General features: G+C 40.3%; 21 protein-coding genes and 2 pseudogenes. 11 read left to right on the forward strand and 12 right to left on the reverse strand.

Going from position 1 to position 25,371, the window contains the following annotated elements; all coding sequences use genetic code 11:
- Positions 1-129: 129 nt before the first annotated feature.
- Entirely contained in the window at positions 130-1,341 is a 1,212-nt protein-coding gene (locus RM368_RS23790) for a HEAT repeat domain-containing protein (protein WP_322696328.1), read from the reverse strand.
- A 327-nt stretch (positions 1,342-1,668) separates the two neighbouring features.
- Here RM368_RS23790 and RM368_RS23795 point away from each other — a divergent pair, with 327 nt between their 5' ends.
- Complete coding sequence (locus RM368_RS23795; protein ID WP_322696329.1) at positions 1,669-2,322, forward strand: class I SAM-dependent methyltransferase family protein; 654 nt, start codon at positions 1,669-1,671, stop codon at positions 2,320-2,322.
- 3 nt (positions 2,323-2,325) lie between these two features.
- Complete coding sequence (locus RM368_RS23800; protein WP_322696330.1) at positions 2,326-3,549, forward strand: glutathione S-transferase family protein; 1,224 nt, start codon at positions 2,326-2,328, stop codon at positions 3,547-3,549.
- A gap of 298 nt (positions 3,550-3,847) precedes the next feature.
- Here the strand turns inward: RM368_RS23800 and RM368_RS23805 are convergent, their stop codons facing one another.
- The 3 genes and pseudogenes from RM368_RS23805 to RM368_RS23815 all read right to left on the reverse strand — a co-directional run bounded on the left by RM368_RS23805 (position 3,848) and on the right by RM368_RS23815 (position 8,135).
- Positions 3,848-5,185 carry an LLM class flavin-dependent oxidoreductase gene (locus tag RM368_RS23805; RefSeq protein ID WP_322696331.1) on the reverse strand — a complete coding sequence of 446 codons (1,338 nt, stop codon included), beginning with the start codon at positions 5,183-5,185 and terminating at the stop codon, positions 3,848-3,850.
- Positions 5,186-5,203: 18 nt separating this feature from the next.
- Positions 5,204-5,470, reverse strand: a pseudogene (locus RM368_RS23810) (MetQ/NlpA family ABC transporter substrate-binding protein); the annotation flags it as partial.
- Between the two features lie 676 nt (positions 5,471-6,146).
- Complete coding sequence (locus RM368_RS23815; RefSeq protein WP_322696332.1) at positions 6,147-8,135, reverse strand: zinc metalloprotease HtpX; 1,989 nt, start codon at positions 8,133-8,135, stop codon at positions 6,147-6,149.
- Positions 8,136-8,542: 407 nt separating this feature from the next.
- On the opposite strand from RM368_RS23815, the gene RM368_RS23820 reads away from it, so the two are divergent.
- Both RM368_RS23820 and RM368_RS23825 read left to right on the forward strand, forming a co-directional pair.
- On the forward strand, positions 8,543-9,850 hold the full coding sequence (locus RM368_RS23820; RefSeq protein ID WP_322696333.1) for a glutamate-5-semialdehyde dehydrogenase: 1,308 nt from the start codon (positions 8,543-8,545) through the stop codon (positions 9,848-9,850).
- 202 nt (positions 9,851-10,052) lie between these two features.
- Complete coding sequence (locus RM368_RS23825) at positions 10,053-11,003, forward strand: L-lactate dehydrogenase (RefSeq protein ID WP_322696334.1); 951 nt, start codon at positions 10,053-10,055, stop codon at positions 11,001-11,003.
- 43 nt (positions 11,004-11,046) lie between these two features.
- Here the strand turns inward: RM368_RS23825 and RM368_RS38855 are convergent.
- Positions 11,047-11,163, reverse strand: a pseudogene (locus RM368_RS38855) (chorismate-binding protein); the annotation flags it as partial.
- A gap of 561 nt (positions 11,164-11,724) precedes the next feature.
- Here RM368_RS38855 and RM368_RS23835 point away from each other — a divergent pair.
- Positions 11,725-12,717, forward strand: coding sequence for a hypothetical protein (locus RM368_RS23835; RefSeq protein WP_322696336.1), 993 nt, complete (start codon positions 11,725-11,727; stop codon positions 12,715-12,717).
- 780 nt (positions 12,718-13,497) lie between these two features.
- Here RM368_RS23835 and RM368_RS23840 read toward each other — a convergent pair.
- The 4 genes from RM368_RS23840 to RM368_RS23855 all read right to left on the reverse strand — a co-directional run bounded on the left by RM368_RS23840 (position 13,498) and on the right by RM368_RS23855 (position 16,383).
- Positions 13,498-13,923: a hemerythrin HHE cation-binding protein gene (locus RM368_RS23840; RefSeq protein WP_322649015.1), complete on the reverse strand. Its 426-nt coding sequence runs from the start codon at positions 13,921-13,923 to the stop codon at positions 13,498-13,500.
- Between the two features lie 285 nt (positions 13,924-14,208).
- The gene (locus tag RM368_RS23845; protein ID WP_322696337.1) at positions 14,209-14,544 is read right to left on the reverse strand and encodes a XisI protein; all 336 of its coding nucleotides are present in this window, start codon (positions 14,542-14,544) and stop codon (positions 14,209-14,211) included.
- Positions 14,532-14,948 (reverse strand): element excision factor XisH family protein, encoded by a 417-nt coding sequence (locus RM368_RS23850; RefSeq protein WP_322696338.1) that lies wholly within the window; start codon positions 14,946-14,948, stop codon positions 14,532-14,534. Before RM368_RS23850 ends, RM368_RS23845 begins: the two co-directional genes overlap by 13 nt.
- Before the next feature lie 19 nt (positions 14,949-14,967).
- Entirely contained in the window at positions 14,968-16,383 is a 1,416-nt protein-coding gene (locus RM368_RS23855) for an isochorismate synthase (RefSeq protein WP_322696339.1), read from the reverse strand.
- Positions 16,384-16,693: 310 nt separating this feature from the next.
- Here RM368_RS23855 and menA point away from each other — a divergent pair, with 310 nt between their 5' ends.
- Genes menA through RM368_RS23870 form a run of 3 tightly spaced genes read left to right on the forward strand, consistent with a single transcriptional unit; the run spans position 16,694 to position 20,023 of the window.
- Positions 16,694-17,590, forward strand: a complete 897-nt coding sequence (gene menA, locus RM368_RS23860) for a 2-carboxy-1,4-naphthoquinone phytyltransferase (RefSeq protein WP_322696340.1) — start codon at positions 16,694-16,696, stop codon at positions 17,588-17,590.
- A 55-nt stretch (positions 17,591-17,645) separates the two neighbouring features.
- Positions 17,646-18,644: an o-succinylbenzoate synthase gene (locus tag RM368_RS23865; protein ID WP_322696341.1), complete on the forward strand. Its 999-nt coding sequence runs from the start codon at positions 17,646-17,648 to the stop codon at positions 18,642-18,644.
- Complete coding sequence (locus tag RM368_RS23870) at positions 18,629-20,023, forward strand: 2-succinylbenzoate--CoA ligase (protein ID WP_322696342.1); 1,395 nt, start codon at positions 18,629-18,631, stop codon at positions 20,021-20,023. The genes RM368_RS23865 and RM368_RS23870 overlap by 16 nt, the downstream gene beginning before the upstream one ends.
- On the opposite strand, the gene RM368_RS23875 is transcribed toward RM368_RS23870, so the two are convergent.
- The 3 genes from RM368_RS23875 to RM368_RS23885 all read right to left on the reverse strand — a co-directional run bounded on the left by RM368_RS23875 (position 20,016) and on the right by RM368_RS23885 (position 21,351).
- Positions 20,016-20,462: a thioesterase family protein gene (locus RM368_RS23875; RefSeq protein ID WP_322696343.1), complete on the reverse strand. Its 447-nt coding sequence runs from the start codon at positions 20,460-20,462 to the stop codon at positions 20,016-20,018. The genes RM368_RS23870 and RM368_RS23875 overlap by 8 nt on opposite strands.
- 167 nt (positions 20,463-20,629) lie before the next feature.
- Positions 20,630-21,088: a type II toxin-antitoxin system VapC family toxin gene (locus RM368_RS23880; RefSeq protein WP_322696344.1), complete on the reverse strand. Its 459-nt coding sequence runs from the start codon at positions 21,086-21,088 to the stop codon at positions 20,630-20,632.
- Positions 21,085-21,351 (reverse strand): FitA-like ribbon-helix-helix domain-containing protein, encoded by a 267-nt coding sequence (locus tag RM368_RS23885; protein WP_190730269.1) that lies wholly within the window; start codon positions 21,349-21,351, stop codon positions 21,085-21,087. Before RM368_RS23885 ends, RM368_RS23880 begins: the two co-directional genes overlap by 4 nt.
- Positions 21,352-21,588: 237 nt before the next feature.
- Here RM368_RS23885 and RM368_RS23890 point away from each other — a divergent pair, with 237 nt between their 5' ends.
- Genes RM368_RS23890 through RM368_RS23900 form a run of 3 tightly spaced genes read left to right on the forward strand, consistent with a single transcriptional unit; the run spans position 21,589 to position 25,249 of the window.
- Positions 21,589-22,041, forward strand: coding sequence for a hypothetical protein (locus RM368_RS23890; protein ID WP_322669646.1), 453 nt, complete (start codon positions 21,589-21,591; stop codon positions 22,039-22,041).
- A 12-nt stretch (positions 22,042-22,053) separates the two neighbouring features.
- A complete protein-coding gene (locus tag RM368_RS23895) occupies positions 22,054-24,111 on the forward strand; it encodes a hypothetical protein (RefSeq protein ID WP_322696345.1) in 2,058 nt (685 codons plus the stop codon).
- Entirely contained in the window at positions 24,101-25,249 is a 1,149-nt protein-coding gene (locus RM368_RS23900) for a P-loop NTPase fold protein (protein WP_322696346.1), read from the forward strand. Before RM368_RS23895 ends, RM368_RS23900 begins: the two co-directional genes overlap by 11 nt.
- The last annotated feature ends 122 nt before the right edge of the window (positions 25,250-25,371 follow it).

Here is a 25,371-nt window from a genome sequence, read left to right on the forward strand (position 1 = left end):
GTATCTCTGCACTGCCAGAACAAGGGTTATGGCTACATGATAGGTTGGTGATGTGATACAACTTATTAACAGAATCGGTACAATTAATCTCTGGGAAAAGGGCAACGCACTAGACTAACAACTATCCTTCTATATCGACCTTATGGCTTCATCAATGAGTCGCGCTTGACTAGGTGAAACTTTACTTTTTTGTTGCTTCAATCTTTCAACTACCCCAAAATCTCCAATCCCAAAATCTCCAATCCCTCTAAGCGCACTTATGGCGTGATACCTAACTCTCGATTTTTCATCTGACAAGGAACTAATGAACAAATCGATCAGTTTTGAAACAGCTTTTGGATTTCTTAATCGACCAAGTGCCTCAGCAGCAGAAAGCTGAACAATATGGGCTTCATCAGCCAGTAAAGTCAGGAGAGGTTGTATCAAAAGTTCATCTTCTGGAGAGGCAATATCCCTGATTGCACAAGCCGCTAAATTACGTACAACTTGAGCGGAATGATTAAGCAGTTTCAGAAGTTCAGGTAATTTTTCTCGCGCTCTCAATTGACCTAATCCAAATGCTGCTTTACCAATAATCTCCGGATTATTATCACTCAAAAATTCTGTCAAATAGCTGATTGCTCGTTCATCATAAGTATCGTAAAGCCGACTAATAAGTATGCTTTTCTGTAAATCCCTTGAAGAATGACTTAATATGCCGACATCTAATTCTTCCCACGGCGTATCTTGGTTCGATTGCTCTTGAGAGTGATAGCGGTGCTTCAATTCGTGTACCTCATCACAGAGTTTATTCCATTCAGCTTCTCTTTCATTCTGCTGCTGTGGGGAAAGATACTTACTTTCAATTTTTCGCAGAAGAACTAGATTTTCTACGAATGATCCCTCTTCCATATAATAAGCTCTACTCAGATATGCATCAACGACAATCCGAAGCATCTGCTCAAGATTTTCATACCTTTCTTGCATATCTCTGACTTCAAAAACTAGATAGTAAATACTTTCTACATAATTTGGATCGCAATCGACTATGAAATATGACTTATCAGCATAAAGTATGGGGAAGAAACTCTTGTCAAAAAAGTCTTCATCTTGAAACTCCTCTCCTAAGGCAATCAATTTCTCATATTCAGTAATTGCATCGGATAGAGGCAAAAGATCATAGCCAGGAATAAATTGCTCTATTCCATCGTGCCATCTATAGAGATTTTCAATAATACTTGGAATTTTGAACGGAAGCCTACCTGCAAGCCGCCGAAATTTTTCATCTGAGATTGGCGGTGCAATGTACTCTTTTTCAAGAACTTCAAAGATGTTGTCGAGTTGTTCTAGTAATTCCTGCACAACCGCCGCCCTCGTAATTTAATCGAGCTAGACCTGACTAATCAATAGTGCCCTACATTCACTGACTGATTGATAATCTACAGGCATCTTAAATATAGATAATAGATAGGGTCAAATTACCATCACAGCCTGTAATCACCGCAGGCTAACTATTTATTATACGGAAGATTTTCGTATAATCATCCCATCAAAAGTGGTTATAGGAAATAAGACTTGATTTTATCTGAATGTCTGTGATACTCTGCTTTTATATAAAAACTACAGTTAACTGATGCAATAACCGTAGTTTAAAACTACGCAGTGTGCATCAAACGGGAATCACTTTTTATGCCAAAAGATTGGTATGAATGGCACGACCTATACGACACTGAGCCAAAATTGCAGCAGCGTCTAGAAATCGTGCGAGAATATATTGCTTATAGTTTGAATGCCTCACCAGATGGCGCTATCCGAATAGTGAGTGTTTGCGCGGGTGACGGACGAGATTTATTAGGAACTTTAAAAAATCATCCCCGTGCGAAGGATGTTTCTGCACGACTGGTTGAAATAAATTCAAATCTAGTTGAGCGTGGACGAGCAACTATAGAGTCTTTGGGTTTAGCCAAGCAAATTGAGATTATCAATGGTGATGCAACTCTTGCCACTAACTATGTAGGAGCAGTACCAGCAGATATTGTGATTGTGTGTGGTGTCTTTGGCAATCTTGAGGAAGCTGAACTCAATCGCTTACTAGATAACTTGAGTTTTTTGAGTAAACCGGGTGCTTTTGTCATTTGGACTCGCGGACACTCCAACGGTATTAACTACTCTGACAATGTGCGGAAAATTTTAAGTGCATCTGGATTTGAGGAAGTAAACTTCAAGCTTACGGCTACAGGAGATATGGGTGTTGGTCTTCATCGATACCTTGGTGAAAACTTGGCTGCACCAAAAGAGCAACAGTTATTTGTGTTTTCCGGCATTCCTAGTAAAGCGAGGTAAAAAATGTCAATTCAAAACACAGTGTCAACTTGGGAAGAAGTTTTAGAAACTGCTAGAAAAAATACCTCTGCGCGTAGGATAAAGAGGACAGGACAATCTCCTTCTACTGCACCAATACCCAGCAGTTTACATAAACTTCCTCCAAATGCAGAACTGCCAGTCTTGCTTTATCGAGATACTAATTCCTGGTGTCCTTTCTGCGAGAGAGTTTGGTTTGCTCTGGAAGAAAAGGAAATTCCCTTTGCAACGGAGTTTATTGATTTAAGTAATAAACCTAAATGGTACACTGACCTAGTTCCCACAACCCTTGTCCCAGCAGCCAAAATTGAGGGTAAATTAGTTTATGAATCTAAAGATATTCTCTTAGCTTTAGAAGAAAGGTTTCCACATCCAGCATTATTGCCTGAGAATTCAGAGGAAAACGCTGTTACTAGGCAGTTGGTTGAAGAAGCCGAGACTAACGGTTTTAGAGAGATTGCGTATAAATTTCTGAGAGAAGCACCTGTAGATGCTGATGAATTGGCAAACTTACAAGCAGCATTTGAGGCGAAGTTAGATGAACTTGAGCAAGCTTTGGCTAAATACCCCGGCCCCTACTTTGTCAGTACATTTAGCTTAGTAGACATTCTCTATAGCCCCCATTTGGATAGATTGGCGGCTAATTTACCTGTGTATCGGGGATATCACCTCAAAGGAAATCCTCGCTTTCCTCGAATTAATGCTTGGTTTGACGCACTTAATCAGCGTCCTGCTTATCATAGAGTGAAGTCAGATAATATCACCAACAATTTACTGTTGCGTCGTAGATGGGGTGTAGAACCGATTGGAAATCCTTTACCTCTGGATGTAGCAGATAGTGAGAAAATTCAATATCGAGCCGAAGCGGCTGAAAGACTCAGCGATAATCGGGAAGTTGCGATCGCAGATATTATCAAAAATTCTGGAGTCCAAGCAATAGCCGCAGACGGTGATTTTACCACAGTTAAGGACGCTGTTGATTTTCACCTGCGACAACTAGCTGATTATCTCATTCATGGCAATGGTGCAACTTTATCAGGTGGAAGGACTGGTGGTAAAAATAGCAGCGTTGATCCCATCTTTGCTGCTGTGGGTGCTATTACTTTCGCATATTTGAGAAATCGCATCTGCGCTCCTCGTGATATGAGTGCTGGTGCAGCAACGGCGTTTCGCGCTGCAATCGATAAACTGTTGACTTCTATTTATTAATTTTGTGGGCATTGCTGAAAGCAGGATGCGCCTATAGCAATGAAATCGAACAGAGTTGGCAATTCCGACGAGTTAGCTGTGACAGGAGCCGAAAACTGAATATCCTACTTGAAGGGGTTTAAAATCTCATATACAACAGGTGTTTGTGTTGGGCGAAGAGTCCCCCTGACAAAACGTAACTGTTATCTGCAAAATGATTTAGATAAGATTACAATCGGTGGGCTACGTATAAAGTAGTTAAGTAACCTTTAGTAATTTGACCATTGAACTTGGTATTAATTAATTGGGCGATCGCATCTCACACCAGACTGGTTTGGAAGAAGCGATTAGCAGGGCGCGCCAGACCGAGATTTTCACGCAGCGTTGTACCCTCATACTCTTTGCGGAAAATCCCACGCCGTTGGAGTTCTGGCACAACCTTGTCAACGAAATCGTTCAACCCTTCAGGAAGATAAGGGAACATGATGTTGAAGCCGTCAGAGCCTTCCTCAAACAGCCATTTTTCCATTTCATCGGCAATGGTTTGGGGTGTACCAACAAAAGCCAACCCGCCATAACTGCCAACGCGTTGAGCTAATTGTCGAATAGTCAAGTTCTCACGTTGCGCTAAGGCTATTACTCTTTCTCGTGAAGAGTGACCAGCGTTAGTCGGTGGGATTTCTGGCAAGGGACCGTCTGGATCAAAACCCGAAACGTCGTAGCCAAGCGCACTATTTAAGCTGGAAATTCCACTGTCATAATGTACCAGGCTATCCAAATAAACACGCTTTGCCTGTGCCTCGGCAACGGTTTCTCCCACTATAACTAAAGCACCGGGAAGAATTTTTATACTGTTTGGGTCACGTCCAATTGCCTGCGCCCGTCCCTTAATGTCTGCAAATAAAGCTTTGCCAGCTTCCAGATTACCGGCAGGTGCAAACACAGCCTCGGCGGTTTCGGCAGCTAATTGCCGTCCGGCTTCGGATGCCCCTGCTTGAACGATTACCGGCCAGCCTTGGACAGGTCTAGCGATGTTCAATGGTCCCCGCACCGAGAGATATTTTCCCTGATGATCCAGAACGTGAAGCTTTGCGGGGTCGAAATAAATCCCTGCTTCCACATCCTTAATAAAGGCATCGTCAGCAAAGGAATCCCAAAGACCCGTGACGACATCATAAAATTCTCTAGCCCGCCGATAGCGTTCGTCATGCTCTATCTCTTCTTCTAATCCAAAGTTGAGCGCTGCGTCTGGATTGGATGTGGTGACGATGTTCCAGCCAGCGCGACCGCCACTAATATGGTCGAGAGACGCGAAGCGGCGAGCGATGTGGTAAGGCGCGTCATAAGTTGTGGAAGCAGTGGCTACTAAACCGATGTGTTCGGTGACGGTAGCGAGGGCAGAAAGCAGGGTAAAAGGTTCAAAGGAAGTGATAGTATGGCTGCGTTTCAGGGCGTTGATTGGCATATTCAGCACTGCTAAGTGATCCGCCATAAAAAATGCGTCAAACTTGCCTTGCTCTAGTTTCTGGATGAATTTTTTTAGTGCTGGGAAGTTGAAATTACCATCAGGTATAGCCCCAGGATAACGCCAAGCACCTGTGTGTATGCTTACCGGGCGCATGAATGCACCTAATTTTAATTGCTTTGTTCTGCTCATTATCCCTCCGTATCATGTTTAGAATGCAGGGGCGATCGCCCCTTTAAGATAGTTATTGATATAGTCTTTCAATTTGGGATCGACAACCAATTGATTTAATTTTTGGATGTTGGAATCATTTGCTTTTGATTGTACAGTTGCTAAACCCACCGCATAATTTTTGTTAGCTATGCCAATCTCGTCTAACACAATGGGGTTTTGAGATACCTTTGCTTGCACAAGGAAGGATGCAGATGTCACAGCTAAATCTAGATCGTCTAAGGCTCTAACAATAGTGTAATTGTCTAACTCCTTAAGATATTTTTGAGATGCTTAATGATATCTTTAATGCTGTAATACTCCCCTGGCTTTTCTTTTAAATTGATGAAGTCGATGTGTTTCAGGTTAGGATTTTGGCACTGATTTTGCCTTTTTACCTTTGTTTTCAAGATTATTTTTGATATTTAACTAATATTTGGCATAACAGGTACTGAAGAACCTTTTTTAATACCCTCTAGGAAGTTGCGTAATTGATTGTTAACACGTCGGGATGAAACAGTAATGGCTTAATATTTGCAATCATCTCGATAGAGTTTGTGGCTCCTGCCATCTATTTTTCCACCTAGAACTAATATACTGTAAATCGGTAAATTTATAGTAGTATATTATGAGATTTGCATAGGTGAGGATAAAAAACAAGGTGTATCTTCCCAGTCCCCATTTAATTTGGAGGCAAGAATGTCAGCACCACGCTACGGTATTTGGGTATCTGTTGGGGGTAACTTTGGCCCTCTCAATACGCGCCAATAAGTTGACACGTATGGGCAATGCCATTCCCCTACGGTAAATCTATATATATCAGGGTTTTCGTGAATTGAATTTATAAGTAGCCTTAAAAAAAGGAGGCAGTTACTAACCACCTCCTGACAAATTAAAGCTTGGATGGACTGAGAAATGCTTCGACAGCAGGCTAGAAACTCAGCTAGCTGCGGCTCAAAAACATAATCAAGACCACTCCCAGGATAATCGATCCACCGCCAAGGATGAATGACCAGAAGCGATGGTAACTGTTGACGATAGTGCCATTTTTGCTCTGGAGTTGAATTAAATCCATCCAAGGCGCAACACCTCGACGGAACCAACCCACAGCCCCAACTTGTTCGCCTATCAAGCTTTGGACTCGCTTCATCCCAAACAGGAAATTGCCGATAGGGCCAAAGCGTGAGGCATAATGCAGATAAAGCATTCCGCTACGATCCTGAATTTTTAAATCGGAACCAAATTTATAACCAGCGTCGCCACGACCAATAAGTTGACCTTCCAGTTTTGCAGGTTGTCCGCGTAACGGACTGGCATAAGGGTCTGACATCAGGGTAAGAATATCGGTTTCCGGTGCTTGCTTGTAGTCGGGGAACATCACCAAGGCTTTGATGAGAATTCCGATGCCTAACCCAATTACTGGCGCACCCAATACTAAACCTGTGTTTGGCGAACTTGACAACAAAATCACGCCTATTACCAAGCCAGCGAAGAAACCAATTGTTTCAGCACCGTAGAGTACAACATCTAAAAAGAAGTTGCCGTAAAGTCTACTTTTATTAAGACTTTTACCTTCTCCAATAACTCGCCCCATATCAAACTCAGTCGGTAGACCCAATTGTTCGGCATAGTTGCTCAATGCACGAACTCGTTTACCTGTCAAGGGATGAGTAGAATTTAACTCCATCCACCAGCCCCAAGGGTTAAACATATCCCACAGAAAGACGCGACCAATTTTTTGAGTATCGGATGCAATACGGTAAGCGGTTCCTGTGGAAGCGGCGGCTTTATGGTCATAGATGCCCAAAGCGCGAGTCCCTTCAATTAAACGGCTGGGTTCTTGTGTGCGCGAACCTTCTTCTAAAATTCCGTAGGCAATCTTCACTAAAGCACGGGACAATCCATTGGGATTACCCGTACTTTCGGCTGCAAAGTGGTCAGCAAAATATTCTCGTGTGCGGGAGAGGTACAGCACTAGATAAGTACCGATGACATAAAACACGTAAGCAACTAGGGCAGCAGTTTGCATTGCATCTTTAATTTTGCTATCACCACCACCGCGCCCAAATCTTCTGGCTGTGCTGTAAATCAAGTAACAAATTTGCACTAAGGTAGAAGCTACTGTCATCACTGCAAAGTCCCAGTGGACGATGTGCCCCAGTTCGTGAGCGTAAACGGTAGCAATTTCATCGTCATCGAGGTATGTGAAAAGTCCTTGACTGACGACTAGACGGGCGCTGTTCGGCAATGAACCATAAGTAAAAGCCGTGGGGTTTTGGTCGTTAATAATTCCCAAACGCGGCGTTTTCAGCTTTTTTTGCTGACAGACTTGGCGAATAACTTTAGCTGTCTCTGGACTGAGGGTTTCAACTTCTGCCAACTCTACCCAGCGAGTTTGGTAAAGCCAGCCTTGGGTTAAGTCCATGATGAATGGAGATATGAAAAAGGCGGCAATATTAAAAACTAGAGTAATACCAATAGCGATCGCTAATCCTTGGAGTGGATTATCGCTACCCAAAATAAATACTAAGCTCAAACCTAAAGCTAACACCATGCCAAACAGCAAGGTCATGGTGACACCAGAAGCTAACGCCAAACTACCACCCACTCCCCCCATCGCTAATTTCATCCCAGTCGTAGCAGCGCGACCAGCTTTTCGGCTAACGTTAGATGGTGTTTGGCCCAAGGATTGATTGGCTTGTTCTGCCCAACTGCGAACCTGGGGATTTTCACTCATGATTAACTTTTGACACAAGGCCTTGGCTTTTTCGGTTTCGCCTATGGCTTGATAAGCTTTCATCAGCCACATCTGTGCTGAAAGATAATCTGAGGAATTGTGTTCAGCGCAATCGCGGCAGAATTGTTCGAGTAATTCAGCCGCTTCTTGATAACGTTTTTGGTTTAAGGCATTTAACGCAGATTGCAATGACATAGGATCTCCCTACCAAAGGAGTGGTATTTGATCTATCAATACTCAATAGATCCAGCGATGTCACTGCAATTTCGTAAAAATTTAATTAATAACAGTATAAAATATCTACTTAAGTAAAAGACTAGAGAAACATATATTACTATGTCTCTCTAGCCTGGGGAACGCATAAATCATGTTTAAGACTTTCCAATAAAAGCTGTAATAATACTTATAATATTTTTGCTGCGGTAAACTTGCTACCTCTTTGCCCGTGTTTGATATTTAGAGAATAAATATTTTCAACCCAGTCTTGCTTCACCCAATCAGAGTAATTATTGATTACCCAAATGGTTCACCCGATTGGAGGAAGACGAATGATGAACATAACCTGAGATTGATAAGATGAGGAAAAAGTAAAGATTTGTACTATGACTATTTTTGATATTGCTTCTCCCCTAACTGCGATCGCCGGACAAACTCGCCAAGCTGCAAGTAAGCTAGCGATTCTCTCCACGGAGGCAAAAAATCAGGCACTTGTGGCGATCGCCCAAGCTTTAGAATTAGCTAGAGATGAAATTTTACAAGCAAATGTTGCTGATTGTAAAGCAGCTAGCGCCGAAGGAATTCCTCAACCACTTTATAAGCGCTTGCAGTTGGATGAACATAAATTAAGAGATGCGATCGCTGGAGTACGAGATGTTGGTAAGCTAGCCGATCCAATTGGTAAAGTGCAGATTCACCGTGAACTTGACACTAGCTTAATTCTCAAACGAATTACTTGTCCTTTAGGTGTTTTGGGGATTATTTTTGAAGCACGTCCAGAAGCAGCGATTCAAATTGTTTCTTTAGCAATCAAATCGGGAAATGGTGTAATCCTTAAATGCGGAAAGGAAGCAGTACGTTCTTGTGAAGCGATAGTTAAAGCAATTAAGCAAGGATTATCGCAAACTGCTGTTAATCCAGAGGCGGTACAGTTGCTCACAACTAGAGAAGAAACTCTAGAACTTTTGAAGTTAGATAAATATGTAGATTTAATTATTCCTAGAGGTTCTAATTCTTTTGTTAGATTTGTGCAGGAGAATACTCGTATTCCGGTACTAGGTCACGCCGATGGTATTTGTCATCTTTATATAGACAAAGCCGCCGATATTTCTAAAGCAGTTGCGATTACCGTCGATGCTAAAGCACAATATCCTGCTGTTTGTAATGCAATTGAAACTTTGCTAGTTCACCAATCAATTGCTACAGAATTTTTACCAAAAGTTGCTAAGGCTTTGGAAGAACGCCATGTAGAATTAAGAGGCGATCGAGGCACCTTGCAAATTTTACCTAACATCGTACCTGCAACAGAGATAGACTGGGAAACAGAATATAGCGATTTTATTTTATCGATAAAGATTGTAGACTCTATAGAAGATGCGATCGCTCATATTAACGAATATGGTTCTCGTCATACCGATGCCATTATTACTGAAGATTCGGCATCTGTGGAAACTTTCTTTGGACTAGTAAATTCAGCCAATATATTCCACAATTGTTCTACCCGATTTGCTGATGGTTTCCGCTATGGTTTCGGCGCAGAAGTGGGAATTAGTACGCAACAAATGCCTCCTCGCGGCCCCGTTGGTTTAGAAGGATTGGTGACATACAAATATCAAATGACTGGCGATGGTCATATTGTGGCTACTTACACCGGAGCGAATGCTAAAGCTTTTACTCATCAGGATTTAGTGTAAAATATTCTCACATATAGCAATTCTAAATCAGTCGTGAAAAGTTAGATCCCCGACTTATTTGAAAATTCGGGGATCTAGGGGATCTAGGTAAAGATAATCTCTTCTTTGAGACAAAGCGATCGCTTCAAGAATCTTGACTCTAAAAGGTTAGTTCGGAGTTAACATTAACCTATCGGGTCAGTTACAAAAAAATAGATTTGGCATGAGTAGCAAAATATCCAAGGTCGGTATTATTGGTGCGGGTAATGTGGGTGCAAATATAGCAAATGATTTAGTGCTACTTGGTAAATGTGTAACAGTTGTCCTTTTTGACCGAACTTTATCAAAAGCTGAGGGGCAAGCATGGGATATTGAAGACACCATTCCCCTACTTAAAGACATGGAGATTATACCATCAAATCAGTATGAAGATTTAGCGGATTCTGATATTATTGTTGTGACTATTGGGGTGCAGCAAAAAGAAGGACAAAGCCGATTAGATATATTGAGCGATAATGCAGAGATCGTGCGTTCAACAATAAAAGAATTGGATCGAGTTGCACCGAATTCGATCATACTTATTGTTAGCAATCCAGTGGATGTACTAACGCGGATTGCGATCGCCAGTTCCACTAGAGCAGAAAACCTAATTTTTGGTTCAGGAACCGTTCTTGATACTGCTAGAGTGAGATATCAACTTGGTAAGCGACTGAACGTTAGTAAACAAGATGTTCGTGTTTATGTGATTGGAGAGCATGGAGACAGTGAGTTTGTCGTTTGGTCTAGTGCATTTATTGGGGGAATTCCGTTAGCTGAATTTCCCATACCACAAGGAGCAACGCTGGAAGAAATTCAGCAAGAGTACGCAGAGTTAACCCGTAAGCGAGGTTATAACATTTCTAAACGTAAAGGAAATACTAGCTATGGCATATCAATAGTAGTTTGTCAGTTAGTTGAGACCATCCTGCGAGATGAAAAGCAGATATTTCCAGTATCGGCCAGAGCAGATTCTAACTATGGAGTTGGTAGTGAAGTTGTTCTTGGACTTCCATGTATCATTAGCTCCCAAGGTATTGAGCGCCAACTGGTGTTACCAAGAAATGCTCATGAACAACGCTTATTAGAAGAGTCAGCCGCCAAACTGCATGAAGCCTACAATTCTTTGGATAATTAAAATCAACTTAAATAGTCTGTTTAAAAACTTCCTTTTTTGAATGTCAAACTAACGCTTTTAGTAAAGCTTGAAGTTTAAGCTGCACCTCTGCAAACTCTTTGTCAGGATCGGAGCCAGCCACGATACCAGCACCAGCATACAATCTGGCGCGATCGCCATTGTCTTGTTCCCAGTTGCAGACTGGGAATGCCTGATGGTGAGCTGCTGCCTCTTGACTTGCGGCAAGCAGCCCAATGAGAAGCATTTTCACTCAGAGGCTGGAAACGAGGTTTTATAGCAGGAGGCAGAGGGCAGTTCTTGGTGGAGGTAATAACTGTTGCTAACTTTAGCATTCACCCCATACTTATGTCCTAACCTATGTGACTACGGCTTTAAATCCTGCAAAAGCTCTATATAGGTTACTTCTCAAGAAAGATGAACACATGTAAAGCCCTTAATAACATGAAACTTAGGTATCTCTAGCTAGACGGACTAAGTAGCTAGGGTGGGAAAATTTATCGTTGAGAGAAGGCAGGAGGCAGGAGGCAGGAGTGAAGAAAATTTTAGCTTAGTTAACTTTTCTTCACATAGTTTGGTTTTATTGCACCGACTTACTTATGCAAATCTAAAGCTTTGCATCAATAAAGAAACTCGTCAATCAGACAGTGTTCGTTGACATAAGAACAAGTGCTGTAGGACTGATGTTAACCAATAATGACAGTACTTAAGGTAGATTTAGATTATGAACAAGACAGAGCAGCAAATCGTGAAGCCGATTGAGCACAAGCAAACAAATACAGACTTTGCCAATGCCGAGCAGGCGATGCCTAAACCTCTAGTAATAGCAGGAACATCTGATGGGTTGCTGTTTATTGACTCCAAACAGTATGTAGAACTTGAAGGTTATTCCATCACTGCTCTTGCCTTGAGCCAAGATGGACTGTGGGCGATCGCCGATCGCAATTCAATATGGCATCGCGACCTTAACGGCAAGTGGCATCAAGTCACTGTGATAAATGATTTGCGATTGAACTGCATCATGCCGATTGAGGGTGCGGTTCTGGTAGGAACGTCGCAAGCTCATCTCCTCCGCATTACTAATGATGGAAGCACGAATCGGATCAATTGCTTTGAAGCGGCTGAAGGACGTTCCCAATGGTATACACCGTGGGGAGGACCTCCAGATGTTCGTTCGATGGCAGTAGGTGAATCCGGCGAACTTTATGTAAATGTGCATGTCGGAGGCATTCTGCGCTCTGACGACCAGGGACAGTCATGGCAACCCACCATTGACCTTCATGCAGATGTTCACGAGATACGAACCATTCCGGCTCGTCGGGATTTGGTTTTGGCGGCTACGGCTGAGGGGCTAGCGATTAGTCAAGATAGAGGGAACTCTTGGAGCTTTGATCGCACAAATATACATGCTAACTACTCACGAGCCGTGGCAGTATGTGGTGAGACAATTTTGATGACTGTTTCTATGGGCCCATCAGGTAACAAAGCAGCCATCTATCGCCGTCTACTTGATGAGCCAGGCACATTTGAGAAGTGTGAGCCAGGGCTACCAGAGTGGTTAAAAGATAATATCAACACAGGAACCCTTGCCACTTTCAGGAATATAGCTGCTTTCGGAACTTGTGATGGTCAAATCTTCCTCTCGAATGATGCTGGCTTGACGTGGAAGCAGATAGCAGCTTCTTTGCCTAAAATCTTTTGTGTAAATCTGATGTGACCCATTATTTACAGCTGAAGAAATACTGTTTTTAAAATTTAACAAAATATAAGCACATAAGTATTCCAGCAACTAATTAGGGGTCTAGCAGTTTACTCAGTATCAAATCAGGACAAACGCATTATCTCAACAAGACCCTCTAATTCTGAACAAACTCAAAAAAAGTCGCATTAGTCGATGCTTATTGACAAAAATTTAGGCATAGCCCGTCATAGACATCGCTTTGAAGCTGTGAAAATAAATCAAACGATAAATGCTGATTTTTCGTTGATTCTTAACCTCCGTTGTGAGCAAGTATAATTTTTCTTGCACAATCAAACAATTTGGTACTCCAAAGCTTTGCCTACTTTTTCCGATGCATTGGCTTTAGTTAGGTGATTTTTTGCTCGCAGCACTTTTTCCACATCTTCCGAAACCACTCAAATAAAAGTCCCTCGTCTTTTATTTGAGCGTTTGAGGGATATTGCTGTTTACGCTGCCTGAGTAAATCAAAAATGGATAAAGTCGAGCTTAAGCCTTGCAATTTATTCTATGGCAAGGGATTAGAGACTAAGGATTAGGAACTGCTAAAAGCTGAATACTTTTCCTAATCCCCGGCAACGTCAAGGACGAACGCGCAATTGAGCCAATGCTTTACCTGCCTCAAAAAATGCCCTCTCTACAAAGCGTTCGAGGTTGAGGCGATCGCTTTGTTCTTCTGAAAAATATGCTTCAATGTAGCATAAATCATCTGAATCTATTACGTTTCATGAATGACGCGCCCTCTGCCACTCATTGTTACTAGCTTACGGCGCTGCTTACAACACCCTTAAGGGCTGCAATTCCCTGTTCAATGCTAGCCCACAGACCCATATCAGGTTCCTTACCAGCTATCTCTCGCGTTCCGACGAAGTAAAGAACGCCTTTAAGAATCTCTTGGTGAGCGCGATTTTCAAAATTAACTCGGTTGAGCGGTTCCATCAAATTTTGAAGATCATCGTTCAAGGACTGGGCAACCTTGTGTAGAACCAGCCCAGTCATTGTCTGTTGATGCTTTAGCAACTCAAGCTGTAGGTACTTGTCATACAGAGTTAGCTCAGAGCCGCTCATCATTTGGCTTACCTTCTGGGCATGTTGTTGAGTAATGTCGCGAGGTTCTGCTGCGTTGTCGTATTTAGAAACAACTGCTTCGATGATGCCGAGATTTTCGCGATCGGTGCTTATCATTTTTTCGAGCCGCTCGCAAATCGTATTGTCGTCCGTCTGTTCTATTAACTTTTGCTCACTTTCCAACAGAACATTCTGAAAAAGCTTTAGATCGGCAAGCTTAGTCGCTATATTTGTCACATCGGCCATTGTATTATTAACTCCAGACTACAGATTTTATTGGTTATTAAAAGCAAACTCACTTTTTCCATATTCTCGTGAGGTTTGAGTAAGTCCGTCCCTCCTCAGAAAGATTTATATCAAGTTTGGTAAGTATGTTTAGTGCGCGATCGCTAGATTTAAAATTTATGTAACAGCAAAATCAGTATACTTTCTTACCTCAGTAGGTTGAAAGGCTAGAACGATATGATCTTTAGGAATACTGGCACTGACGAGTTCATTAGCGATACCATCTTCGGTTCCATCTCTTTGAATCCAAATTTTATCGTTGATAATATCAATGTGGATAAGGCATCCATGTACCCGTTGTTTGTTTTCCCAGCCAAGTGTGAGTAGCAGATAATGGTTTGCATTTTCATCAATAATTAGCTGTCTTTCTAATTCCCCATGAGCGTAGGGAAGTTGGGCATATTCGGCTAATATTTCTTCAATTATTTTGCGATAATTATCTAAGGTATCCATTGTAGAATCACCTCTAGTTCTGAATCGAAGACGAGTAAACAAAGACGCTGATTTTCTATCAATATCTTACCAATTGGTTCTTGGAACAATTCTGAGTATGTTTGTTGACGAATAGCAAGATACAAGCGGCGGTCTGGTTCTAAACGATTGAGAATATCGTAGTATAAAATATATTGTCCCAGAGCCTTTTCTAAATCGGTTACTGGAGAAGCACCAACAAAGCTTTTAATTTCTACTGCTATTTTATGTCCGCTTTTTTCTGCTGCTATTAGCTTTTGAGCACCTAAATCAATATATAAATCTCTTGCACCCCATCTTAAGATAAATGGATCGTTGGTAATATGCCAACTCTCTTTTTCAAGAGCGTTTCTAACAGAATTGTGGTAAACATCCTTAGCTGGCATACAAGATTAGTAATTAACTTTAAACTAAGGCTTTCAGTAAAGCTTGAAGTTTCAGCTGCACCTCTGCAAACTCCTTGTCAGGATCAGAACCAGCCACGATACCAGCACCAGCATACAATCTGGCGCGATCGCCATCAATCAATGCTGAACGAATTCCCACAATAAACTCGCAGTTACCCTGAGAATCTATCCAACCCAGAGGTGCAGCGTATAAACCTCTCTCGAAGCTTTCATAACGACGAATTTCGGCACAAGCAACATCTCGTGCTGCACCTGCAACGGCTGGTGTAGGATGCAGTTGTCCAACAATTTTTAATGGATGTATATTAATCGGAACTGTAGCGCTGATTGGTGTCCATAAATGCTGGATATTCGATAATTGTCGTAGGCGGGGTGCTAATATTTGAGGTGATAAACCTAACTGAAATAGACGTTGAGTTATGAAATCAAGCACTAGTGAATGTTCGTGCTTTTCTTTTTCGCTATTTAGTAAGCTATTGGCATTAGCTGCATCTTCAGCAGGGGTTTTACCTCGTGGTGCAGAACCAGCTAAAGCATCAGTGATTAACTGTTGATTATTAATACTAATTAATCTTTCTGGACTTGCACCAATAAAATTTTGTCCTTTGCCATTACTTGTAGAAAAAATATAGCAATTAGGATGATTTTGTCTAAGATTAGTTAATGATTTAACTAAGCTAAAGTGATTGCTTGATTTGACATCTAATATATCTGCTAAGACAATCTTACTTAAATGGGTAGACCGAATTTTTTCCAAAACAGATACTACTGAACGTTTAAATTGGGCAGAATTTGTAACAGATTTTTTATATAAGTTTTTAGGAAAATAATCAATATTAGCAGAGTAATTTTCTAAAGATTGGATAAATTCAATTTTATTTTGAATTTTCTCCAATAATCTTTCAATATTTACATTTGGATTGATAATTATATTTGTTACTAATATGCAACGCTGATTTTTTACGGCTACTTGCCAACGTGGAAGAAAAATGGTAGCGGATGGAAATGGATAATCTACTTGGGCATTGTTATCAAAAAAGCTGAAATAGCAAAAAAAGTGAGGCCCAGAAAAAGGTTGGTTTGCGTTACCAAAATTAATTATATTTTTTAGACAAGATTTGATAAAATATTCTGTTTGAATAAAACGGTCTGAGCCATCGATCTGTAATTTTGCTACAGCATCAATTGCCGCGATCGCTTCTCCTTTACCTCTATCCTCAAAGTAAAAATTTATTTCATTTGCTTGTGTAAGTTTATCCAATACAAGTAAAGGGTCAACTAAATCAATTTCTTGGGAGACATTGACAATTTGTCTGCAATTATTTTTGACGCACTTTTCTTGCACTGCTACCAGAAATTGATATAAATCTTTGTGCTTTACAAAGAAGTTGCTACGACATGGTAAAACTGTCATGGATTTAACGATAGTAAATTTTTTTTAAGTTCACTTCCTAAAGTGTAATTAATCGTGGTCGTATTTTTACAGGTAACATATTAAGTTACTATTTCACCAGCGTAGAGTTTGCTTTATTTGTGGTGTTCTCAGACTATGATAAGACAGTTTCAGCCTGAGACTGCAACGTGAAAGTGAGTGTTAACAACACAAAGTTAAGAAGCCATAGTAAAAGTGACAGTTGTTTGTATATGACCGATATCTAACGTCTCTTGAAATTATAAAATCTCAAGTGTGAGTAATATTCTAGTAATTTAATTAATCACAACTGATGACTACCAAGCAAATTTTATATCCCAACACTAAGTTATGGATGGCAGCGATTAAACCACCAATGTATAGTGTTGCCATTATGCCCATTTGGGTGGGAACAGCAGTAGCATCTGCCGAAACGAAAATTTTCAATGGTGTAGTATTTTCTACTTTTGTAGCCGCGGCAATCTTAATTCTTGCCTGGGAAAATATCAGTAATGATGTGTTTGATTCCGAAACAGGTATCGATGAAAATAAGCACCATTCTCTGGTGAACTTAACAGGCAATAAGCCATTGATATTTTGGATAGGAAATTTGTGTTTAGGTTTGGGGTTGCTGGGCATACTAGCGATCGCCTTTTGGCAACATGACCTAACTGTTATCGGTATAATACTGCTGTGCTGTGCTTTAGGTTACACGTACCAAGGGCCTCCCTTTCGTTTAGGATATCAGGGTTTAGGCGAGATTATTTGCTTTTTTGCCTTTGGCCCCTTAGCAGTGCAGGCAGCATATTATAGCCAAACCCAAACTTGGTCAATGACAAGTTTAGCAGCTTCAGTAATTGTTGGGATTGCCACAACCTTAATTTTGTTCTGCTCACACTTTCACCAAGTTAAGGATGACATAGCCGCAGGCAAGCGATCGCCTATCGTCCGTCTCGGAACAGCAAAAGGGGCCCAACTTTTAGTTTGGTTTACTGGTAGCATTTATCCCCTCACCTTGCTGTTTGTGCTATTAGGGATTTTTCCAGTTTGGACGTTACTAAGTTGGGTGAGTTTACCCTTTGCTGTCAAATTATGCCGCCACGTCCAAGAAAATCACAACCAACCAGACAAAGTTAGTAACTGTAAATTTATCGCCGTAGCCGTGCATTTCTGGGCTTGCTTGCTGTTGGGACTGGGATTTATGTTTTAGGGCATTGGGCATGGGGAATGGGGCATAGGGCATGGGGCATTGAAACAGAGAGAAAATGACCAATGACTACAGATTTGAATTTCGTCCATATGAGCGAAGATTTTTGCGATCGCTGACTACTAATCATGGTAGATGGGATATTCGTGAAGGTATTATCCTCCGTCTCACCGATGAATCAGGTAAAATCGGCTGGGGAGAAATTGCCCCCATTAGCTGGTTTGGTTCCGAAACCCTAGAAAAAGCTTTAGACTTTTGTCGCCAACTCTCAGAAGAAATCACAGACGAGATAATTTTCTCCATTCCAGATGAGTTACCAGCTTGTCAATTTGGCTTTGAGTCAGCGTGGGAGATGGGAAGCAGGGGAGCAGGGGAGAAGAATTTAAATTCATCCTCTGTGCTTCACTCCTTGCGCTATAGCGGCTTATTATCATCTGGGAAAGCGGCTTTAAATCAATGGGAAACGTTGTGGCAGCAGGGATATCGCACGTTTAAGTGGAAAATTGGTGTGGATGCGATCGCAGATGAACTAAAAATTTTTGAGTCACTGATACAAACTTTACCAGCCTCTACGAAACTGCGATTAGATGCCAACGGTGGACTCACCTATGAAGAAGCTAACTTATGGCTGCGGACTTGCGATAATCTCAAGGCAAATTCAGAACTACCCCTAGAAATTGAATTTATCGAACAACCGCTCCCCGTCGAACAATTTCAGCAGATGTTGGAATTGAGTACAAATTATGAAACTGCGATCGCTTTAGATGAATCTGTCGCCACACTTGGACAACTCGCCGCCTGTCATCAACAAGGTTGGCGAGGGGTTTTTGTGATTAAACCTGGGATAGTTGGATCGCCATCTCGTCTGAGAAAGTTTTGCCACCAGCATCAAATTGATACTGTATTTTCATCAGTATTTGAAACTGCGATCGCTAGACTTGCAGCACTCAAGCTAGCAGCCGAATTATCCCAAAACAACAGAGCGATTGGTTTTGGCATCGACCATTTTTTTGAACAAGAAGATACGTGCTTTCAAACTTTATGGAACGACCTTTAGAGTGTCTGAATAAGCTAGCTCAAAATGATTGGCTAATCGGTTATGATCGCCATGAATTTAATCAAATAGCTCAAGAATTATATTTAGAACTAACACAACTATTAGAATGTGGAACACCACCAAAAATCATCTTAGCTGAACGCGAACCATTACGATTTTTAGCAAGTTTTATTGCCGCTAGTGCAGCTAATTGTCCAGTTTTTCTTTGTAACCCCGACTGGGTAACACAAGAATGGCGACAAGTTTTTGATTTAGTACAGCCAAATATTATTTTGGGAATGGGGAATAGGGAATGGGGAATAGGGAATGGGAATAATTACCAATGCCCAATTCCCAATGCCCCATGCCCAACGATCATGATTCCTACAGGTGGTTCATCAGGAGAAATTAAATTTGCCATCCATACTTGGGAAACTCTCACAGCATCAGTACAAGGATTTACAGAATACTTTCAACTAAAGCAAGTCAATTCATTTTGCCTATTACCGCTATACCACGTGAGCGGTTTAATGCAATTTATGCGCTCCTTCACTACTGGAGGGAAACTAGCTATTCTACCCTTCAAAGCAGTAGAAACAGGTCAGATATTCAACATTAAACAATCAGAATTTTTCATATCTTTAGTACCAACACAGTTACAACGCCTCCTGCAAAATCCAGAATTAACTGATTGGTTATCTCAATTTAATACTGTACTTTTAGGAGGTGCGCCAGCATGGAATGAACTACTAGAAAAAGCCCGATTTCACCGCATTCGGTTAGCACCTACTTATGGGATGACAGAAACCGCCTCTCAAATTGCTACCCTCAAACCAGATGATTTTCTTGGAGGTAAAATTAGCAGTGGTCAAATTCTTCCCCATGCAAAAGTAACTATTCGCAATCAGCAAGGCGAAATTTTAGATTCCAATCAAATAGGAAATATCACCATTCATGCTCAATCTTTAGCCCTTGGTTACTATCCTAAAACTAGAGAAAATCAAAATGATTTCCAAGTAGATGATTTAGGTTTTTTAGACGAACAAGGACATTTAAATATAGTCGGACGTAACAGCGACAAAATTATTACAGGTGGCGAAAATATTTACCCAGCAGAGATTGAATCAGCTATACAATCAACTCAAATGGTTGCCGATATTTGTGTCATCGGTATCCCAGATAAACACTGGGGACAAGCTTTAACAGCGATTTACATTCCCAAAAACTCAGATATCTCTGCCTTAAAAATCCAAACCCTACTCAAAGACAAACTCAGCAAATTTAAAATTCCAAAATATTGGATTCCCCAGCAAAACTTACCCCGTAACTCCCAAGGTAAAATTAACCGCCAACAATTACAACAAATAGCCGCAGAATTCCTCCAAAACCCCATTACATAATCTCTCTCGACCTTCTTCTCTCTGCGTCCTCTGCGTCTTTGCGGTTCGTCTCCAACCACTGAACTATCTCATCAGGTAATTCCTGTTTCCTCCTAGTACTTGCATCAATACAAACATGGCGAGTAATAGCCTTAGCAACTACCACCTCAGCCACAGTAATTTCATAAGTAATTTCAAACTTCTCAACACCGATCTTTTGGGGAATTAAACTAATTAGTAACTTATCCCCGACAAACATAGGGCGCAAAAAATCGACACTAGTATGAACAATGGGAAACCCCACAGACGGATTAGTAAAAAAATCTTTGAGATTAATACTTGATGCTTCTAAAGATTCTTCATAAGCTTCATGGCAAATACCCAAAACATTAGCAAAATAAACTACCCCAGCAGCATCAGTATCTTGAAAGCGAACCGTGCGGTTATAAGTAAAAGGCATTTTTGACAATTGAATATTAAAAAACAGCAGGTTTATCCCCTGCTTTACAAACTAATTTTATTGCAACTAAGTAAGTCGGTGATAAAAATTTAATTTCCCCAATTCTGAGTTTGTATCAAGATGTTTAGTCTTATCTAATGCTTTAGGGTGAGGAAAGGCGATCGCTTCTACATCAACTCCAACGGCGGAACCTCGAAGTCATTAAACGAGCAAACATTGTAAGACGAAGCGTTTAAAGCTTTTACCAGCTTACCGTCGAGAGTCAGCAAAGTAGCACCTACCTCCTGTGAAAGTGTGACATAAGAGCCATCGTAGGCAGAGATGCCATAATTTAAGGCGATCGTAACTGCATCCGCCATCAAATCAGCCGTTGAGACAACACGCAAGGGAAAAGCTTTGAGAGTAGCTAAATCTGCCTGAACCTCAGCACCAGTGTACATCCTTGCACGGACATACTTCCATAAGGCGTTAGCACACTCAATGTAAAAAAGGTCTGGAACAAACATTTCTGTCTGTGGATTGGCAAGGTGATCAAAAAGTTGGTTAACTTTGGGGGTTAGTGGATCAGAGATAAAATATTTGATGCACACACTGGTATCCACCACGCATTTAAGAGGAATGCTCATCTGTTGCGGTCTTCTCGAATCATTTCAGTACTATCAGGCAATGCGAAGTCTGCTGGATTCACACGGCGACGTTGGCGACTTTCTTCTAGGACTTTAAGTACATTCTGTCGTTTCTGGTCTTCTGCTTGCTGTGCTTCAGTCTTCAAAGCTTGCTCTAACAGAGTTATAACTTGGGCGTTAATAGAACGGTGTTCAGATGCCGCTAACTCTTGCAGCTTGGCATATAAATCATCGGGTAAATTTCTTACATAAAGGGTAGCCATCGCTTTACCTCAAAGTAGAATTTACCAAAATGATAGCATAATGCAAGCATAAGGGAGTGCGATCGTATCTCGCTTTTGATAAAGTTTAACTAAGTTCAAATTATGATTATAATACCCAAAAAAATCAGTTCATTTGTGACTTGACCCTCAAAACCTATGATTCATAAATAAAAAGTAATTTGACAGTTACATTTAATCTAGATATTCATAAATAATTACTTTGGAGAATTAATTCTTGTGAGCAGCAATAGTTCAAGTCCATTAAAGGTTGTTCTTTGGCAACCTTGTCGTTGGGGTAAAAAATACTTAGATACCAATACAAATGCTTTAGTTGAACCGACATTTTATCAAGAAGAAATTTATTCTTGGGAACCCTTTGGAGATCCCTTTGGCTCAGTGACTAGCAGTGAGCAAACTCAGCGACTAAGAGAAGAGTTAATTGAAAAATTTACACTAGTAATAAAACCTGAAAAGCGTGGAATAGAACAGTTTAAGCAAGTCATCCAAGTAATAGACGAGATATTGTCTAATGACGAATCATCTTGGAGTGATTTAGAAGAGCTTGGACGCTTATCTAATAGTGATAGTGTCAACCTTCGTCAACATCAACTTTTGGCATTACGCCAGCATATTCAGTGGGTGTGTGATACGTTTGTTAATGTTCCAGATGTCAATGTATCCCTTCATTAAAATAATAACTTTATGAAATTAAAATTGTTTAGTAAAGAAGATGCACTAAAATGTATCGCCCAAATAGGTAAGAATGGAGAGCCATTTGAAATATTTCTTGGTGAAGATATTTGTTTTGGACGTGACAAATGGGTCAATGTTGGAACTATTACATTACAACCAGGAGGGCAATATATTGAAAATGAAACTAGATATGATGAGTATTGTGCGGCTAAATTTGGTGGGTTTGAATGGCAAGTACTATCCTTAGAAAAACTCAATGAGAATATTACTAAAGCTCTTGATAATGTAGAGAATAAAGACAGAGTTCAAAAAGATAAAGATAGAGTTAAAAAGGCTTTCAGAGAAGGATTGCAGGACGTACTACGGAGGACATTATTACTTTTACCTATTTTTGATGTTGAAACTATTGGCAAAATACCTTTGCAAAAACCGATAACTATTGTTACAGATACATCAGCTATTCACCAAGGGGGACTTGATTTTATATGTCGGTTTCTTAGTCCTTGGGCAAGAATAAAAGTACCAGCTATTGTTCACATGGAAATAATTAATCAGGTAGATAGGTACTTTGCAACTCGCAGAGACAGTCAAAAAAAGAACAAACCTGTTGCTGCGGCACTTCGAGAACATATTCTCAGCCAGGGTGGTCAACGAACTTTACTTCGTCTAGAATTTTCAGATGCAGAAATAGAACGTGGTGACTTAGGTGCAGATCCCCTGCGGGGTATTGTGACACCGAGTAGCGATCCTGAAGATGGTAATCTTAAACTACAAGAGATTGTTAGGAGTTTTGCTGATCGTCTGATTTTAGAAACTGCACGACGCTTTCAAACTCAAGTTCGCCCGGATCATGCCCTAGCTCTTCTAACTAGCGATCAGGGTCTAGCCAGAATGACGATGGCTGAAGGAATGGATGTGTTCTTTTTTGAATCTCGTTCTTTTCCTAAATTTGATGGTAGAAAACTCACTGGCTCTCTTTTTCATCCTTTCAGTCAAAAAATATATACAGTACCACTAACAGATGTCCTTTGGGAATTAGCTGTATCTTTTGGTTGCCTGCGCTTGCAAAATTACAACACTAACGAGTCATTAGAGCTATGGGGCATACCTGGGGAATATACTTGGCAACCACTTCACGTCAAAGATGATCTTCTTTGGGGAAATTTTAACTCTGGAACATCCTCTGCAACAACAGATAATACCTCTATTGCGCTATCAACTGACATAGAAAGCCAAGATCAGACTGATGCAATTTCTAGCCAAAATATAGAAGCAATAGCTAAGGCATATGCATTTAGTCCAGATCAGATGTTCTTACTAATGAAATTGTTAGTAGACAAAGGAGAACTAACTAATCAAGAGGCTCAAGAAAAATTGGGTTTAACACATCAATCTCGCTATAGTTTGTATAAAAATTTTCTGCATAGTGGAAAATTGGTTGAGCTTAATGATAATAAAATTATATGTACAGAATTACTAAAGTTTCTATGGGAAAGTATCTTGAACGAAAATCATATAAAAGTTTTATCTTCTTTGAAGAAAATACCATCATTTGACGCAATATGTAACTATGTAAATCAGAACAGAAGTGTTGAATATAGCACATTACCAATTTCAAATAAAGCTAAACCAACCTACATCAAGCTTGGTGAAGCAGCCTGTGCTTGGTTGAATATACAAAATCAAAAAATTGTTGCCACTGATAACATACCTAATTCACTAGATTTTGCTAATTTAGCAGTAGATATTTATAAATTAATTCGTTCACAGGAAGACACAGAATGGATACTTACTGGTCGCTGGTTAGAAGAACTAGCTATTAGATATGCTGTTCATCCCATATTGGCTAGAAAATTGGTGAAAGAAGCGCAAGAACAAAACTTAGTGAATGTCTATGCTGAAGGGTCTACTCCAGATACTCGTTTTGAACAGCACGATTTGTGGATAATTAAGACAAGTGACAGACTTCCCCAGTTAGAAAAAGTTTATCTGTATCATGGAGATTTTCTTATACCTGGTACATCTGCTGTACGTATCAAGCTAGAAGGAGTTAAAAATGCCTCTTGAAAATTTATTTACAGATGAGGCTACTGCTAACGCACCAGAAGAGCAACCCAAATTGCTCTACAAAAAGTTTGGTGTATTGAGTAACCCTTTTCCCAGTGCTGGACAAACCAGTGGTCATCCGCATATGTCAACAGAAGCAGATAAACAAGTTGATGCTGCGGTCAAGACATTTTATTCAGATCGCAAGTCTCATGTAATTTCAATAACTGCTAGTCAGGGAATTGGAAAGACTAACCTTCTGAATGCGTATGAAAATGCTTTGCGTGAAAAACTTTCTCCGCATGGTTTTTTCGTTATTAGATACGTTCCAGATCCAGAACCATTTTTTGATCCACTGATTAGATCTATATTTGAAAATTTAGGAGAAGAATATTTACGTCGTTCAATTGATGCACTTGCTAAGGAAAAACAAAAGATAGGAGATATTGATAAATTATTAGAATTTGTGCGAATGAGTGAAATTAAAACAATGCTTAAGGCTTTATTAGAGGTTAAGTCAGAAGAAAAACGAAACGAGCGTATATCTTTAGCATATCAATGGCTTTTAGGATTACCTGTAAGGAAAACTCATCATACTGAACTCGGAGTAAATTTTCGTCTAGATACTGTAGAAGCAAAAACCAGAGCATTAAGAGATATTGTATATTTAGGTTCACAAATGAAAACTCTAGAAGGTATTTTTATTCTTCTAGATGAATTAGAAAAGCAAGATTTCAGCTTATCAAAAACTATAGTTTTAAGATATTTATCGGCTCTGCGAGCTTTAATTGATGCACTCCCTAAATATCTGTTCTTAATGGTTGCTCTAACTACAGATGCCCTTAATCGTTACCGTGAAATGCTTCCAGCCATTAGAGGTCGTCTTGCTAATGAAGTTCCTCTTTCCCCCATAAGAAATGATGAAGAAGCTGTAAAATTATTCCAATTCTACCTAGAATCTGCCAAAAGTGAAGCAAGAAAATCTGTACAAGATCAAAAATTGCAAGCTGGAAATGATGTACTATTACGTGAAAATGATGCTCGGTTAGTGTTTTATCGATTGTTAGAACAGCGCACTAATATTCAAGGTGTACGTCAGCGTGATTACTTAAATGCACTCTACAAGGAAGCTAATAAATCTATTGAAGCATCTCGATAAACTATAGTTTTTCAGATAGCACTTTCTATTATTACTCCATAATAAGAAAGACATTCAAGCTACCAAATATAGTTAAAGTTAAGCCATTTTCAGAGCATCTGCGTAATGGCTTAATTCATTTA

It is taken from the genome of Nostoc sp. DedSLP03 (assembly GCF_034530815.1).
GTDB lineage: Bacteria > Cyanobacteriota > Cyanobacteriia > Cyanobacteriales > Nostocaceae > Nostoc.

Coding starts and splice junctions, on each gene's coding strand:
- RM368_RS23795 (WP_322696329.1), top strand. CDS start 1,669: ATGCCAAAAGATTGGTATGAATGGCACGACCTATACGACACTGAGCCA.
- RM368_RS23800 (WP_322696330.1), top strand. CDS start 2,326: ATGTCAATTCAAAACACAGTGTCAACTTGGGAAGAAGTTTTAGAAACT.
- RM368_RS23805 (WP_322696331.1), bottom strand. CDS start 5,185: ATGAGCAGAACAAAGCAATTAAAATTAGGTGCATTCATGCGCCCGGTA.
- RM368_RS23815 (WP_322696332.1), bottom strand. CDS start 8,135: ATGTCATTGCAATCTGCGTTAAATGCCTTAAACCAAAAACGTTATCAA.
- RM368_RS23820 (WP_322696333.1), top strand. CDS start 8,543: ATGACTATTTTTGATATTGCTTCTCCCCTAACTGCGATCGCCGGACAA.
- RM368_RS23825 (WP_322696334.1), top strand. CDS start 10,053: ATGAGTAGCAAAATATCCAAGGTCGGTATTATTGGTGCGGGTAATGTG.
- RM368_RS23835 (WP_322696336.1), top strand. CDS start 11,725: ATGAACAAGACAGAGCAGCAAATCGTGAAGCCGATTGAGCACAAGCAA.
- RM368_RS23840 (WP_322649015.1), bottom strand. CDS start 13,923: ATGATAAGCACCGATCGCGAAAATCTCGGCATCATCGAAGCAGTTGTT.
- RM368_RS23845 (WP_322696337.1), bottom strand. CDS start 14,544: ATGGATACCTTAGATAATTATCGCAAAATAATTGAAGAAATATTAGCC.
- RM368_RS23850 (WP_322696338.1), bottom strand. CDS start 14,948: ATGCCAGCTAAGGATGTTTACCACAATTCTGTTAGAAACGCTCTTGAA.
- RM368_RS23855 (WP_322696339.1), bottom strand. CDS start 16,383: ATGACAGTTTTACCATGTCGTAGCAACTTCTTTGTAAAGCACAAAGAT.
- menA (WP_322696340.1), top strand. CDS start 16,694: ATGACTACCAAGCAAATTTTATATCCCAACACTAAGTTATGGATGGCA.
- RM368_RS23865 (WP_322696341.1), top strand. CDS start 17,646: ATGACCAATGACTACAGATTTGAATTTCGTCCATATGAGCGAAGATTT.
- RM368_RS23870 (WP_322696342.1), top strand. CDS start 18,629: ATGGAACGACCTTTAGAGTGTCTGAATAAGCTAGCTCAAAATGATTGG.
- RM368_RS23875 (WP_322696343.1), bottom strand. CDS start 20,462: ATGCCTTTTACTTATAACCGCACGGTTCGCTTTCAAGATACTGATGCT.
- RM368_RS23880 (WP_322696344.1), bottom strand. CDS start 21,088: ATGAGCATTCCTCTTAAATGCGTGGTGGATACCAGTGTGTGCATCAAA.
- RM368_RS23885 (WP_190730269.1), bottom strand. CDS start 21,351: ATGGCTACCCTTTATGTAAGAAATTTACCCGATGATTTATATGCCAAG.
- RM368_RS23895 (WP_322696345.1), top strand. CDS start 22,054: ATGAAATTAAAATTGTTTAGTAAAGAAGATGCACTAAAATGTATCGCC.
- RM368_RS23900 (WP_322696346.1), top strand. CDS start 24,101: ATGCCTCTTGAAAATTTATTTACAGATGAGGCTACTGCTAACGCACCA.